The following is a 12,451-nucleotide window of genomic DNA, read 5'->3' as shown; positions in this document are numbered from 1 at the left end:
GGCCGCGACGGCCCCCGAACGGGTCGGCCGGGCCGACCCCATTGGGGTTACTTACGGGAAAAATGCACGACCAGTTTGTCGCCCACGCTCTGCAGTACTTGAACCAGAACCAGCAGCAGTACCACGGTGACCACCATTACATCGGTCTGGAAACGCTGGTAGCCGAAGCGGATGGCCAGGTCGCCCAGGCCGCCAGCGCCGACCACGCCGGCCATGGCGGTGTACGAGACTAAGGTGATGGCGGTGACGGTAATGGCTGCGAAGATGCCCGGGCGGGCCTCCGGCAACAGCGCACTGGTGATGATCTGGCGGGTGGTGGCACCCATCGACTGGGTGGCCTCGATGATGCCGCGGTCCACTTCACGCAGGGCGGTTTCCACCAAGCGGGCGAAGAACGGCGTGGCACCTACCACCAGCGGCGGAATGGCGCCGGCAACGCCCAGCGAGGTACCGGTGATCAGCACAGTGATCGGGATCATCACGATCAACAGGATGATGAACGGCAGCGAGCGCAGAATGTTGACCACCAGCGACAGCAGCGCATACACGCCCCGCTGTTCGAACATCTGCTTCGGCCCGCAGAGGAACAGCAGCACGCCCAGTGGCAGGCCCAGCAGCACGGTGAAGAACAGCGAACCGAACAGCATGATCATGGTGTCGATGGTGGCCAGCCAGATTTCGGCCCAGTCGACGTTGGTGAAGAAATTCAGGGCGTCCATCAACGCAGTACCTCCATATGTACGTCAGCTGCCGTGAAGCGGTCGAACGCCGCTTCCATGTCGCCGCCAGTGACGGCCAGGGTCAGCTGCCCATAGGGCACATCCTTGATGCGGTCGATACGCCCGGCGAGGATGCTGTAGTCCACCCCGGTTTCGCGGGCCACGGTGCCCAGCAGCGGCGCATAGGTGGCGTCGCCCTGGAAGGTCAGGCGCACGATGCGGCCCGGGACGTGGGCAAAATCGTCGCGCTGCTCGCCTTCATCGACCTGCTCGTCTTCCTGGACAAATCGTTTGGTGGTGGGGTGCTGCGGGTGGAGGAACACGTCTGCTACCGAGCCTTGCTCGACGATATGGCCGGCGTCCATCACCGCGACGCGGTCGCAGACCCGGCGGATCACGTCCATCTCGTGGGTGATCAGCACGATGGTCAGCTTCAGCTCACGGTTGATCTCGGCCAGCAACTGCAGCACCGATGCGGTGGTTTGCGGGTCGAGGGCGCTGGTGGCCTCGTCGCACAGCAGGATCTTCGGGTTGGTCGACAGGGCACGGGCGATGCCGACGCGCTGCTTCTGGCCGCCGGAGAGCTGCGCCGGGTACTTTTTGGCGTGGTCCGACAGGCCCACGCGGGCCAGCAGCTCGGTGACGCGTTTGTCGATTTCGGCCCGCGACAGCTCGCCCGCCAGAGCCAGCGGCAGGGCGACATTGTCGGCGACGGTCTTGGAGGCCAGCAGGTTGAAGTGCTGGAAGATCATCCCGACTTGCTGGCGGAAGCCGCGCAGCTGGTTGGCGTTGAAGGCGGTAACGTCTTCGCCGTCGACGATGATCTTGCCGCCAGAGGGCTCTTCCAGCCGGTTGATCAGGCGCAGCATGGTGCTTTTGCCTGCGCCGGAATGGCCGATCAGGCCGAACACCTGGCCGTCTTCGATGGTCAGGCTGGTTGGGTTCAGAGCGGGGATTTCCCTACCGGCGACGCGGTAGGTCTTGTGTACATGTTGGAACTCGATCACGTAGCGAACCTTGTGGGGCGCATGGAATTTGGGTCAGCGGTTGGCTGGGGTGGCGCATTTTAGCCTTTTCCAATAGTTGTTCTTAGCATTTATTTCGTAATGGACCAATCCATCAGGCATAACGCGACAACTGGTAATCCCGATTGAACGCTCGCCAAAGCCCTCTAGTCACTACTTGAACGAGCCCTGAGAGGGCAAGCCTGAAGACTGATGAGGAGAGCCGACCATGACCAGCAAGAAAACGGACGCGCCCAAGCACAGTGAGGCCGCCGGCACGCAGACCCCCGACCGCGCCAACACCAACGCCAAGCTGCAGAGCCTGGAGGCGTTTCGCAGCGATGCCACTGGCCAGGCCCTGCGTACCAACCAGGGTGTGAAGATAGCCGACAACCAGAACAGCCTGAAGGCTGGTGCTCGTGGGCCATCGCTGCTCGAAGACTTCATCATGCGCGAGAAGATCACCCACTTCGACCACGAGCGCATTCCCGAGCGGATCGTCCACGCCCGAGGTACCGGTGCCCACGGCTACTTTCAGAGTTACGGCAACCATAGCGAACTGACCAAGGCCGGTTTCCTTCAGGACCCTGAAAAGACAACCCCGGTCTTTGTGCGCTTCTCCACCGTGCAAGGCCCGCGCGGGTCGGGTGACACGGTGCGCGACGTGCGTGGCTTTGCTGTGAAGTTCTATACCGATGAAGGCAATTTTGACTTGGTTGGCAACAACATGCCGGTGTTTTTCATCCAGGATGCCATCAAGTTTCCCGACTTCGTGCATGCGGTCAAACCTGAACCGCATAATGAGATGCCCACTGGCGGCTCAGCCCACGATACGTTCTGGGATTTTGTCTCGCTGGTACCTGAGTCGGCGCACATGGTCATCTGGGCCATGTCCGACCGCGCCATCCCGCGGAGCCTGCGGATGATGGAAGGCTTTGGCGTGCATACTTTCCGCCTGATCAATGCCCAAGGTGTGGCCAGCTTCGTCAAATTCCACTGGAAGCCACGGCAAGGCGTGCATTCGGTACTGTGGGACGAAGCCCAGAAGCTGGCAGGCAAGGACACCGACTACCATCGCCGTGATCTGTGGGACGCGATCGAGACGGGCGATTACCCCGAGTGGGAACTGGGTGTGCAGATCGTTCCGGAGGCCGATGAGCACAAGTTTGATTTCGACCTGCTCGACCCGACCAAACTGATCCCCGAGGAGCTGGTACCGGTGACGCCGCTCGGCAAGATGGTGCTCAACCGCAACCCGGACAACTTCTTCGCCGAGACCGAGCAGGTCGCTTTCTGCCCTGGCCATATCGTGCCGGGCATCGATTTCAGCAACGACCCACTGCTACAGGGCCGCCTGTTCTCCTATACCGACACACAGATCAGCCGCCTGGGCGGCCCAAACTTCCACGAGATCCCGATCAATCGGCCGGTAGCGCCGAACCACAGTGGCCAGCGTGACGCCATGCACCGCATGACCATCGACAAGGGCCGTGCTTCCTACGAACCCAACTCGATCGATGGCGGCTGGCCGCGGGAAACGCCGCCGGCGGCGCAGGATGGTGGCTTCGAGAGCTATCAGGAGCGCATCGAGGCACACAAGATCCGCCAGCGCAGCGAGTCGTTCGGCGATCATTTCTCGCAGGCGCGGCTGTTCTTCCAGAGCATGAGCCCGACCGAGCAGCAGCACATCATCAAGGCTTACAGCTTCGAGTTGGGCAAGGTGGAGCGCGAAGAAATCCGCGCGCGTGAGGTCAATGAGATTCTGGCCAATATCGACCTGAAGCTGGCAGCGGCAGTGGCGGCCAACCTCGGCTTGCCGGCGCCCAAGCAGGGCACGGTTCAGGTCAAAGGTAGCAAGCTTGCGCAGTCCAAGGCTTTGAGCCAGATGAACCACCCCGGAGATGTGGGCATCAAGGGGCGCAAGATTGCCGTTGTGGTCGCCGATGGCGTGGACGCCGCGAGCGTCGACAGGCTGGTCAAGGCGCTTGAAGCACAAAGCGCGCGGCCCATGCTGCTTGGGCCATCCTCGGCGCCGGTGAAGAGCGCCGATGGCAAGCAATTGCCGGTAGATGCTTCGATCGAGGGTATGCCGTCGATCATGTTCGACGGGATAGTGGTGCCGGGAGGTAAGGCTTCAATCGATGCCTTGAGCGGCAGTGGTGTGGCCAAGCACTTCCTGCTCGAGAGTTACAAGCATTTGAAGGCGATCGTGTTGGCCAAAGAGGCCAAAGCTTTGCTGGGTAGCTTGGGCCTGAAGGAGGACAAAGGCTTGTTGCTTGGGGATGATCAGAAAGCGGTGGATGCCTTCGTCAAAGCCGTGGAAGGGCATCGGGTCTGGGAGCGGGAGGCGGCTGCAGAGGCGATCCCTGCGTGAGACGCTGCTTTTGGTGCCCATCGCCGGCTGCCGGCGATGGGCTCCAGAAATATCAACGCTGATGCGGTACCAATACCACCTGAGCGGGCAACTTACGCTGAATCTCGTGTTTTTGCTCAAGTTCAAAGCTGCTGTCGATCTTCAGAACCCGCTTTTCCAGCAAGGTCTTCAACCAAGGCGCATCTTCGGTGCGAGGTACCTGAAACACCACTTCGCACTGATAATTCACCACATCAGTGGCAATTTCATCGAGCTGCCGGCGCATGGCACTGATGTCCGTGGTCTTCAGTGCAATGACCGTGCTAGGCGCGGTTGGGTCAATCACACGCGCCTTGGGCTTGGCCTCGGCAGCCTTCAAGGCAGCTTCGGCTTTTTCCAGCTCAGCCTTGCGTGCCTGCGAGACTGCGTCACCGCCAGTCACGGCAGGTGCCTGCGGCATCAGTGCGCGGGCACGTGCCAGCGCTGTGGCGGCAGCGTTGACGTCACCCTTCTGAAGGACGATCTGGCTGCGTTTGAGGTAAGCCTCAGCCAGCTGCCGCTGGTACTGTTCCAGGCGGCCATCGTCGGGCGATTGAGCCTGCAACAAGGCAAGCTGATCTTCGGCCGTGGCCAACTCATTGCTGTTGATACTTTGCTGCAGCTGCTGCCAGGCATCGGCTTGGGCAGGTGCACCGGTCTGCTCGACCGGCGCGCTTGAACAAGCGGCCAGGAACAGGGAAAACACGGCAACAAGCAGATAACGGGATGCGAACGGCTTCATTCCTGCGACTCTCTATTTGCGCAAAAAGCGAGCAAGTCTACACCCAGGTGCGCACGCTCGAAAACAAGTCTTACAGACCCTTTACCTGCGAAAAGGTTGCAGGGTGTGCCATGGGGCATCCCGCTTTTCAACGTTTGGGCAGAGCCAGGCTCAGCAAGAATAGCACTGCCGCGCAGACCACGATCGATGGGCCGGCTGGGGTGTCCTTGAACCAGGACATGGCCAGGCCGCCGCAGACGGCCGCGACGCCCAGCAGGCTGGCCCCCACTGCCATCTGCTCCGGCGAGCGCGCATGGCGCTGTGCCGCAGCGGCAGGGATGATCAGCAGAGAGGTGATCAACAGCACGCCGACGATCTTCATGGCAACGGCGATGACCACGGCAATCAGCAGCATCAGCGCCAGGCGCAAGCCAGCGACTGGCAGACCTTCAACCATGGCCAGCTCTTCGTGGACGGTAACCGCCAGCAACGGTCGCCAAAGGACTGCAAGCAGCAGCAGTACCAGCGCACTGCCGCCCAGGATCCAGGCCAGATCAGTGGTACTGATGGCCAGCAAGTCGCCAAACAGGTAGGCCATCAGGTCGATGCGTACGTCGTGCATGAAGCTCAGCACCACCAGGCCCAACGACAAGGTGCTGGGCGCGAGGATGCCGAGCAGCGTGTCGGACGCCAACGGCTGGCGTTGCTGCAGGGTCACCAGCAGCAACGCCAGCAACAGGCACCCCACGGTTACCGCCAGCGCCGGGCTGACGTCCAGCACGAAGCCCATGGCCACGCCCAGCAGCGCTGCGTGGGACAAGGTATCGCCGAAATAGGCCATGCGCCGCCACACCACGAAGGAGCCCAGCGGGCCAGCCACCAGCGCCAGGGAAAGACCCGCGAGCAGGGCGTAAAGAAGAAAATCAGCCATGCTTGCAGTGGTCTCCGTGAACATGGGTGCCAGGGGCGACCACCGAGCCATGCAGGTCGTGGCTGTGATCATGGTGGTGGTGATAGACGGCCAGGCTTGGTGCGTTCTGGCCGAACAGTTCGACGAAGGCGGGGTCGTTGCTGACCTGCTCGGGGTGGCCGGAGCAGCACACATGCCGATTGAGGCAGACCACCTGGTCGGTGGCGCTCATCACCAGGTGCAGATCGTGCGAGACCATCAATACCCCGCAACCATGGCGGTCGCGCAGGCGAGTGATCAGGTTATACAGCTCGGTCTGGCCGACCACGTCGACGCCTTGTACCGGCTCATCCAGTACCAGCAGCTGGGGCTCGCGCAACAGCGCTCTGGCCAGTAGCACGCGTTGCATCTCGCCGCCGGAAATGGTCTGGATCGGGCTGTCGATGACCTGTTCGGCGCCCACTTCCTGCAGTGCCGACAACGCTGCCTGCCGGTCAACACCGGGTACCAGGCGCAGAAAGCGCAGCACGGACAACGGCAGCGTGGCGTCCACCTGGATTTTTTGCGGCATGTAGCCGATACGCAGCTTCGGCTTGCGCCAGACTGTACCGCGGTGCGGCTTGAGCAGCCCGAGCACAGCTCGTACCAAGGTAGTCTTACCTGCGCCGTTGGGGCCGATCAGGGTGACGATCTGGCTGGGTGCCACCGACAGGTCGATGCTGTCGAGCACGGCTTCGCCGCCGAACGTAACGCCGACCTGCTCCAGGCGGATCAGTGCGTCGCTCATGCCGCGCCCCGGCAATTACCGCACAGGCCGACTATTTCCACCGTCTGCGTTTCCACGCTGAAACCCACGCCTTTGGCGCTGGTGAGGATCGCATCGCTGATGCTGTCCTGCTCCAGTTCGATGGCGACGTGGCATTCGCGGCAGATGAGGAACTGGCCCTGGTGCGCGTGCTCGGGGTGGCTGCAACCGATGAAGGCGTTGAGTGAGGCGATGCGGTGTACCAGGCCGTTTTCCAGCAGGAAGTCCAGCGCCCGATAAACGGTCGGTGGCGCAGCACGCCGGCCATCCTGTTCGCTGAGCACGGCGAGGATGTCGTAGGCGCCCAGCGGCTTGTGGCTCTGCCACACCAGCTCCAGCACACGCCGGCGCAGTGCAGTCAGGCGCAGGCCCTGGCGGGTGCACAGCACCTCGGCCTCGGTCAGGGCGCTGTGCACGCAGTGAGAGTGATCGTGGGGACGGTGGGCCAGCGGCGTGATGGACATGAGCAGCGACGGTTCTGGATAGAGACGTTATTATGTTACCTGTTTCTGCCGAGTCGAGTATTCATCGTGTCCCGATTGCTTGTGCTTTTTGTCGCTTTTATCGCCTGCTCGGCGCAAGCCGACGTGCGTGTGCTGACCAGTATCAAACCGTTGCAGCAGATTGCCGCCGCTGTGCAGGACGGGGTTGGCAGCCCCGAGGTGCTGCTGCCTCCTGGCGCCTCGCCGCACCACTATGCCCTGCGCCCGTCCGACGTGCGCCGTGTCGGCGATGCCGATCTGCTGTACTGGATCGGCCCCGACATGGAAGGCTTCCTGCCGCGGGTGTTGGGCAGCCGCAGCAAACCTGTCGTGGCTGTTCAGTCGCTGCCGGGCATGCAGTTGCGCCACTTTGGCGAGGACAGCCATTCACACGATGAAGAAGCGCATGACGATCATGACCACGATCATCGTCCGGGCAGCCTGGACGCGCATTTGTGGTTGTCGTCAGTTAACGCCCGGGTGATTGCGGCGAAGATGGCGGCAGACCTGGCGTCGGCGGACCCTGCCAATGCTGCGCGCTATCAGAGCAACCTGAAGGCCTTCTCTGAACGCCTCGATGGCCTGGATGCACGCATCAAGGCCCGGGTGGCGGGTATTGCCGACAAGCCTTACTTCGTGTTCCACGAAGCGTTTGACTACTTCGAGTCTGCTTATGGGCTCAAGCACGCGGGTGTGTTCAGCGTGGCGGCCGAAGTGCAGCCGGGGGCGCAGCATGTCGCTGCCATGCGCAAGCGTCTACAGGAAGTGGGCAAGACCTGCGTGTTCAGTGAGCCGCCGCTGCGACCGCGCTTGGCTGAGACGCTGACGGCCGGTCTGCCGGTGCGGTTGGCTGAGCTGGATGCGTTGGGCGGGAACGACGCAGTGGATGCCAAGGGTTACGAGCGTTTGCTGGAAAAGCTGGGCGGTGAGCTGGCAGGGTGCCTGGAGCAGCTTTAAGCCATTTGCATAGGCGCTGTAGGAGCGGCCTTGTGTCGCGAAAGGGCCGCAAAGCGGCCCCGGATATCGCGCTGCCGCAGATATGTCTGGGGCTGCTGCGCAGCCCTTTCGCGACACAAGGCCGCTCCTGCAGAGAGCGGTGGCGCTTCGGTCAGAGCGCGAACGGCAGGTGCAAAGCCACTTGCTGGCGCTGCGCCAGACGCACCTCGAACTCGCTCGGGTCATGGATCATCACATCCATCCCGGCAAACGACTCGGCCGCGATCAAACGCGACAGCCAGAAGCGCACGCACCCGACCCGCAACATCTGCGGCCAGAGCTCGGCCTCGGCTGCTGTGAATGGCCGTAGCGCAGCATAGGCCGCCAGCAGGGCTTGGGCACGAGGCATATCGATCGCGCCGGTTTCATCCAGGCACCAGTCATTCACGGTGATGGCGATGTCGTACAGCATCGGCCCCGAGCAGGCATTGTAGAAGTCGATCACGCCGGTCAGGTGGGTGCCTTCGAACATCACGTTGTCGCGGAACAGGTCGGCATGCAGGTTGGCCCGCGGCAATGCCAGGATCTGCGCTTTGTGCGCGATGATTTCGTCCAGCGCCGGCTGCAACAGGGCAACCTGTTCTGCCGTGAGGCGCGGCATCAGCTCGGCACCGCTGGCGAGCATCCAGTCCAGGCCGCGATCGGTCTTGCGCTCGATGACGTGCTCGCGGGTGGCCAGGTGGATGTGCGCCAGCAGCTCACCTACCTGGGCGCAGTGCTGGTTGTTCGGCGCCTTGATGTGCTTGCCCGACAGCCTTGGCTGCAGCAGTGCCGGCTTGCCGCACAGCTCGCGCAGGCCATTGCCGTCACGGTCACGTATGGCGTAAGGCACCGGCATATCGGCGGCGTGCAGCGTGTCGAGCAGTTCGATGAAGAACGGCATGTCCTCGCTGGGGCCGCGCTCGATCAGCGTCAGGACGAACTCCCCCTGTTCGAGGCTGACGAAGAAATTGCTGTTTTCGGTGCCGGCGGCAATGCCCTGGAAATCGAGCAGACGGCCCAGCTGATACGGCGCCAGAAAGGTTTCCAGCTCAGGCCGGGTCACGGGGGTGAAGACTGACATGATGAAAGAATGCCCATACGGGCACTTCCGCCGGGAAGTGCCAGGTTGATGTGAACGGTACGCGTCAGATTACCACTCGAAGATCTTCCAGGACGGAATCAGCATGTCCGGTTGGTCGGAACGAATGAAATTGCCATCAGAGCCATCGGCGCGTACCAGAAAATAAGGCTTGCCGTTTTTCGGCGTGATCTTGATCGCATACAGGAAGCCGTTCTGCCGGTATTCCTGGATGGTTTTATCGCCTTCCGTGCGAATGGTCACCTCGGGATCTGCCGAGGGGGCGTCGTCCGCCGCCAGGGTGACGACTGGCATGGTTGCCAACAGGCTGAGCAGTAACAGGCGATTGAGTGTACGCATGATAACCTTGTCCCTTTGTCGTCATTGATCCGGCTATTCTAGCTCCGGACCCGCCGAAAAGGTTGATTCTGCTCATGAGCCAAGCGCCCCTCGTCCTGGTGGACGGTTCCTCTTACCTTTACCGCGCCTTCCACGCGCTGCCGCCGCTGACCACTTCCAAGGGCATGCCCACCGGCGCGGTCAAGGGTGTGTTGAACATGCTCAAGAGCCTGCGCAAGCAATACCCCGACAGCCTGTTCGCCGTGGTGTTCGATGCCAAGGGCGGTACCTTCCGCGATGCCATGTTCGCCGAGTACAAGGCCAACCGCCCCAGCATGCCGGACGACCTGCGGGTGCAGGTAGAGCCGCTGCATGCCAGCGTCAAGGCTCTGGGTTACCCGCTGCTGTGCGTCGAGGGGGTCGAGGCCGACGACGTGATCGGCACGCTGGCGCGCAGCAGTGCGGCAAAGGGGCGGCCAGTGATCATCTCGACCGGTGACAAGGATATGGCGCAGCTGGTAGACGGCCACGTTACCCTGGTCAACACCATGACTGGCAGTGTGCTGGATGTGGCAGGCGTGCATGAGAAGTTCGGCGTCGGCCCGGAGCACATCATCGATTTCCTCGCCCTGATGGGCGACAAGGTCGACAACATCCCAGGCGTACCTGGGGTCGGTGAAAAAACCGCAGTAGGGCTGCTGACCGGTATCGGCGGCGGCCTCAGCGACCTGTACGCCAACCTGGACAAGGTGCCGGCACTGGCGATTCGTGGCGCCAAGACCCTGCCGGCCAAGCTCGAAGAACACCGTGACGCGGCGTTTTTGTCCTACGAACTGGCGACCATCAAAGTCGATGTGCCGCTGGATATCGAAGTGGACGCACTGGTGTGCGGCGAGCCGGACCGTGAAGCGCTGCTGGCACTTTACACCGAGATGGAATTCAAGAGCTGGATCGCCGACGTTCAGCGGGACGCAGCCAGGGCTGGCGATGAAGTTGCGCCACTGGAGGCGCCTGCGGCCAAGGTCGAGCCCAAATACGAAACCATCCTTGATCAGGCTCGCTTCGATGCCTGGCTGGAAAAGCTGCGTCAGGCACCGCTGTTCGCTTTCGATACCGAGACCACCAGCCTCGATGCGCAAAAGGCACAGCTGGTCGGCCTGTCCTTCGCTGTCGAACCCCATGAAGCGGCTTACGTACCGTTGGCACACGACTATGAAGGCGCGCCGGTGCAACTGGATCGCGAAGCCGTGTTGCTGGCATTGAAACCGCTTCTGCAAGACCCGGCCAAGGAAAAGGTTGGGCAGAACGCCAAGTACGATATCAACATCCTTGCCAATGGCTCGCCGGCGATCCAGATGCAGGGCGTTGCCTATGACACCATGCTTGAATCGTATGTGCTCAACTCCACTGCGACCCGTCATGATATGGACAGCCTGGCGCAGAAGTATCTCGACCACGCCACCATCGCTTTCGAAGACATCGCCGGCAAAGGCGCCAAACAGCTGACCTTCAACCAGATCCACCTGGATAAGGCTGGCCCTTACGCTGCCGAAGATGCCGACATTACCCTGCGCCTGCATCAGGCGCTGCAGGCCCGCCTTGCGCAGACACCGAGCGTGCTGCCGGTGCTGATGGATATCGAGATGCCGCTTGTGCCGGTGCTGGCCAAGATCGAGCGCCAGGGCGCGCTGGTTGATGCTGCTTTGTTACAGATACAGAGCGGTGAGCTGGGCGTGAAAATGGCCGATCTCGAGCGTCGGGCTTATGAGCTGGCGGGTGAGGAATTCAACCTCGGCTCGCCCAAACAGCTCGGCTCGATCCTCTACGACAAGCTCGGCATGCCGGTGCTGAGCAAGACCGCCAAGGGCCAGCCATCCACGGCCGAAGCAGTACTGGACGAGTTGGCCGAGCAAGGTTATCCGTTGCCGGAGGTACTGATGCAGTACCGCAGCCTGAGCAAGCTCAAGAGCACGTACACCGACAAGTTGCCGGGGCAGATCAACCCGCGAACCGGGCGTATCCACACGTCTTACCAGCAGGCCGTGGCCGCCACTGGGCGCCTGTCGTCCAGCGACCCGAACCTGCAGAATATTCCTATCCGTACCGCCGAAGGCCGGCGTATCCGCCAGGCGTTCATCGCCAGCCCGGGCTACAAGCTGCTGGCGGCGGACTATTCGCAGATCGAACTGCGCATCATGGCCCACCTGGCCAAGGACGAAGGCCTGCTGCACGCCTTCCGCAATAACCTGGATGTGCACCGTGCCACGGCTGCGGAAGTTTTTGGCGTAGCTCTGGAAGCAGTCACCACCGATCAGCGTCGTAGCGCGAAAGCCATCAACTTTGGCCTGATCTACGGTATGAGCGCATTCGGCCTGGCCAAGCAGATCGGTGTAGACCGCAAGCAGTCGCAGGATTACATCGACCGCTATTTCGCCCGTTACCCAGGCGTACTGGCCTACATGGAACGCACCCGCGCCCAGGCTGCCGAGCAAGGCTTCGTCGAGACCTTGTTCGGCCGCAGGCTTTACCTGCCGGACATCAACGCCAAGAATCCGGCCCTACGCAAGGGCGCCGAGCGCACGGCGATCAACGCACCGATGCAGGGTACCGCCGCCGACATCATCAAACGGGCAATGGTTAACGTTGACAACTGGCTGAGCGAAAGCGGCCTCGATGCTCGCGTTATCTTGCAGGTCCACGACGAATTGGTGCTTGAAGTGCGCGAAGACCTCGTAGACCAGGTGAAAGATGAAATTCGCGGGCAGATGAGCAAGGCCGCGCAACTGGATGTACCACTGCTGGTCGAGGTCGGCGTTGGTTCGAATTGGGACGAAGCTCACTGATTGAGCAGAGAAACCTGTGTAGGATCCGGGTTGTAGCGACGCGGATCCCGGCATGGCTCGATGCCATTAGTACTACGGTTTCATGAAACTATCGCAAATAGTTTTGAGGGCTCTGGAACTAAACCGGTGAAGCGGAACTCAGAGTAACTGAATGGCTGGTGAAGCCCTTCGATGCTCCTA

General features: G+C 61.8%; 11 protein-coding genes. 3 read left to right on the top strand and 8 right to left on the bottom strand.

The window, feature by feature from the left end; all coding sequences use genetic code 11:
- Nucleotides 1–47 precede the first annotated feature (47 nt).
- Together JET17_RS26135 and JET17_RS26130 are read right to left on the bottom strand one after the other, a co-directional pair.
- The gene (locus JET17_RS26135) at nt 48–719 is read right to left on the bottom strand and encodes a methionine ABC transporter permease (RefSeq protein WP_012316867.1); all 672 of its coding nucleotides are present in this window, start codon (nt 717–719) and stop codon (nt 48–50) included.
- Nucleotides 719–1,726 carry a methionine ABC transporter ATP-binding protein gene (locus JET17_RS26130; RefSeq protein WP_012316866.1) on the bottom strand — a complete coding sequence of 336 codons (1,008 nt, stop codon included), beginning with the start codon at nt 1,724–1,726 and terminating at the stop codon, nt 719–721. Before JET17_RS26130 ends, JET17_RS26135 begins: the two co-directional genes overlap by 1 nt.
- A 226-nt stretch (nt 1,727–1,952) precedes the next feature.
- On the opposite strand from JET17_RS26130, the gene katE reads away from it, so the two are divergent.
- A complete protein-coding gene (katE, locus tag JET17_RS26125) occupies nt 1,953–4,097 on the top strand; it encodes a catalase HPII (protein WP_012316865.1) in 2,145 nt (714 codons plus the stop codon).
- 52 nt (nt 4,098–4,149) lie between these two features.
- Here katE and JET17_RS26120 read toward each other — a convergent pair whose 3' ends face one another.
- The 4 genes from JET17_RS26120 to zur all read right to left on the bottom strand — a co-directional run bounded on the left by JET17_RS26120 (nt 4,150) and on the right by zur (nt 7,015).
- Nucleotides 4,150–4,857, bottom strand: a complete 708-nt coding sequence (locus JET17_RS26120; protein ID WP_012316864.1) for a PA5502 family lipoprotein — start codon at nt 4,855–4,857, stop codon at nt 4,150–4,152.
- Between the two features lie 127 nt (nt 4,858–4,984).
- The gene (gene znuB, locus JET17_RS26115) at nt 4,985–5,767 is read right to left on the bottom strand and encodes a zinc ABC transporter permease subunit ZnuB (protein WP_012316863.1); all 783 of its coding nucleotides are present in this window, start codon (nt 5,765–5,767) and stop codon (nt 4,985–4,987) included.
- Complete coding sequence (znuC, locus tag JET17_RS26110; RefSeq protein WP_012316862.1) at nt 5,760–6,533, bottom strand: zinc ABC transporter ATP-binding protein ZnuC; 774 nt, start codon at nt 6,531–6,533, stop codon at nt 5,760–5,762. Before znuC ends, znuB begins: the two co-directional genes overlap by 8 nt.
- Entirely contained in the window at nt 6,530–7,015 is a 486-nt protein-coding gene (gene zur / locus JET17_RS26105) for a zinc uptake transcriptional repressor Zur (protein ID WP_012316861.1), read from the bottom strand. The genes znuC and zur overlap by 4 nt, the downstream gene beginning before the upstream one ends.
- A gap of 66 nt (nt 7,016–7,081) precedes the next feature.
- Between zur and JET17_RS26100 the strand changes: the two genes are divergently transcribed.
- Nucleotides 7,082–7,990, top strand: a complete 909-nt coding sequence (locus JET17_RS26100) for a zinc ABC transporter substrate-binding protein (protein ID WP_012316860.1) — start codon at nt 7,082–7,084, stop codon at nt 7,988–7,990.
- Nucleotides 7,991–8,141: 151 nt separating this feature from the next.
- Here the strand turns inward: JET17_RS26100 and JET17_RS26095 are convergent, their stop codons facing one another.
- Nucleotides 8,142–9,092, bottom strand: coding sequence for a homoserine kinase (locus JET17_RS26095; protein WP_012316859.1), 951 nt, complete (start codon nt 9,090–9,092; stop codon nt 8,142–8,144).
- A 69-nt stretch (nt 9,093–9,161) separates the two neighbouring features.
- Entirely contained in the window at nt 9,162–9,449 is a 288-nt protein-coding gene (locus JET17_RS26090; RefSeq protein ID WP_012316858.1) for a DUF2782 domain-containing protein, read from the bottom strand.
- Nucleotides 9,450–9,523: 74 nt separating this feature from the next.
- On the opposite strand from JET17_RS26090, the gene polA reads away from it, so the two are divergent.
- Nucleotides 9,524–12,271 (top strand): DNA polymerase I, encoded by a 2,748-nt coding sequence (polA, locus tag JET17_RS26085; RefSeq protein ID WP_012316857.1) that lies wholly within the window; start codon nt 9,524–9,526, stop codon nt 12,269–12,271.
- Nucleotides 12,272–12,451: the final 180 nt, after the last annotated feature.

The organism is Pseudomonas putida (assembly GCF_016406145.1).
In the GTDB taxonomy this organism is placed as follows: domain Bacteria; phylum Pseudomonadota; class Gammaproteobacteria; order Pseudomonadales; family Pseudomonadaceae; genus Aquipseudomonas; species Aquipseudomonas putida_E.
This window is presented reverse-complemented; position numbering and strand designations above follow the sequence as displayed.

Coding starts and splice junctions, on each gene's coding strand:
- JET17_RS26135 (WP_012316867.1), bottom strand. CDS start 719: ATGGACGCCCTGAATTTCTTCACCAACGTCGACTGGGCCGAAATCTGG.
- katE (WP_012316865.1), top strand. CDS start 1,953: ATGACCAGCAAGAAAACGGACGCGCCCAAGCACAGTGAGGCCGCCGGC.
- JET17_RS26120 (WP_012316864.1), bottom strand. CDS start 4,857: ATGAAGCCGTTCGCATCCCGTTATCTGCTTGTTGCCGTGTTTTCCCTG.
- znuB (WP_012316863.1), bottom strand. CDS start 5,767: ATGGCTGATTTTCTTCTTTACGCCCTGCTCGCGGGTCTTTCCCTGGCG.
- znuC (WP_012316862.1), bottom strand. CDS start 6,533: ATGAGCGACGCACTGATCCGCCTGGAGCAGGTCGGCGTTACGTTCGGC.
- zur (WP_012316861.1), bottom strand. CDS start 7,015: ATGTCCATCACGCCGCTGGCCCACCGTCCCCACGATCACTCTCACTGC.
- JET17_RS26095 (WP_012316859.1), bottom strand. CDS start 9,092: ATGTCAGTCTTCACCCCCGTGACCCGGCCTGAGCTGGAAACCTTTCTG.
- JET17_RS26090 (WP_012316858.1), bottom strand. CDS start 9,449: ATGCGTACACTCAATCGCCTGTTACTGCTCAGCCTGTTGGCAACCATG.
- polA (WP_012316857.1), top strand. CDS start 9,524: ATGAGCCAAGCGCCCCTCGTCCTGGTGGACGGTTCCTCTTACCTTTAC.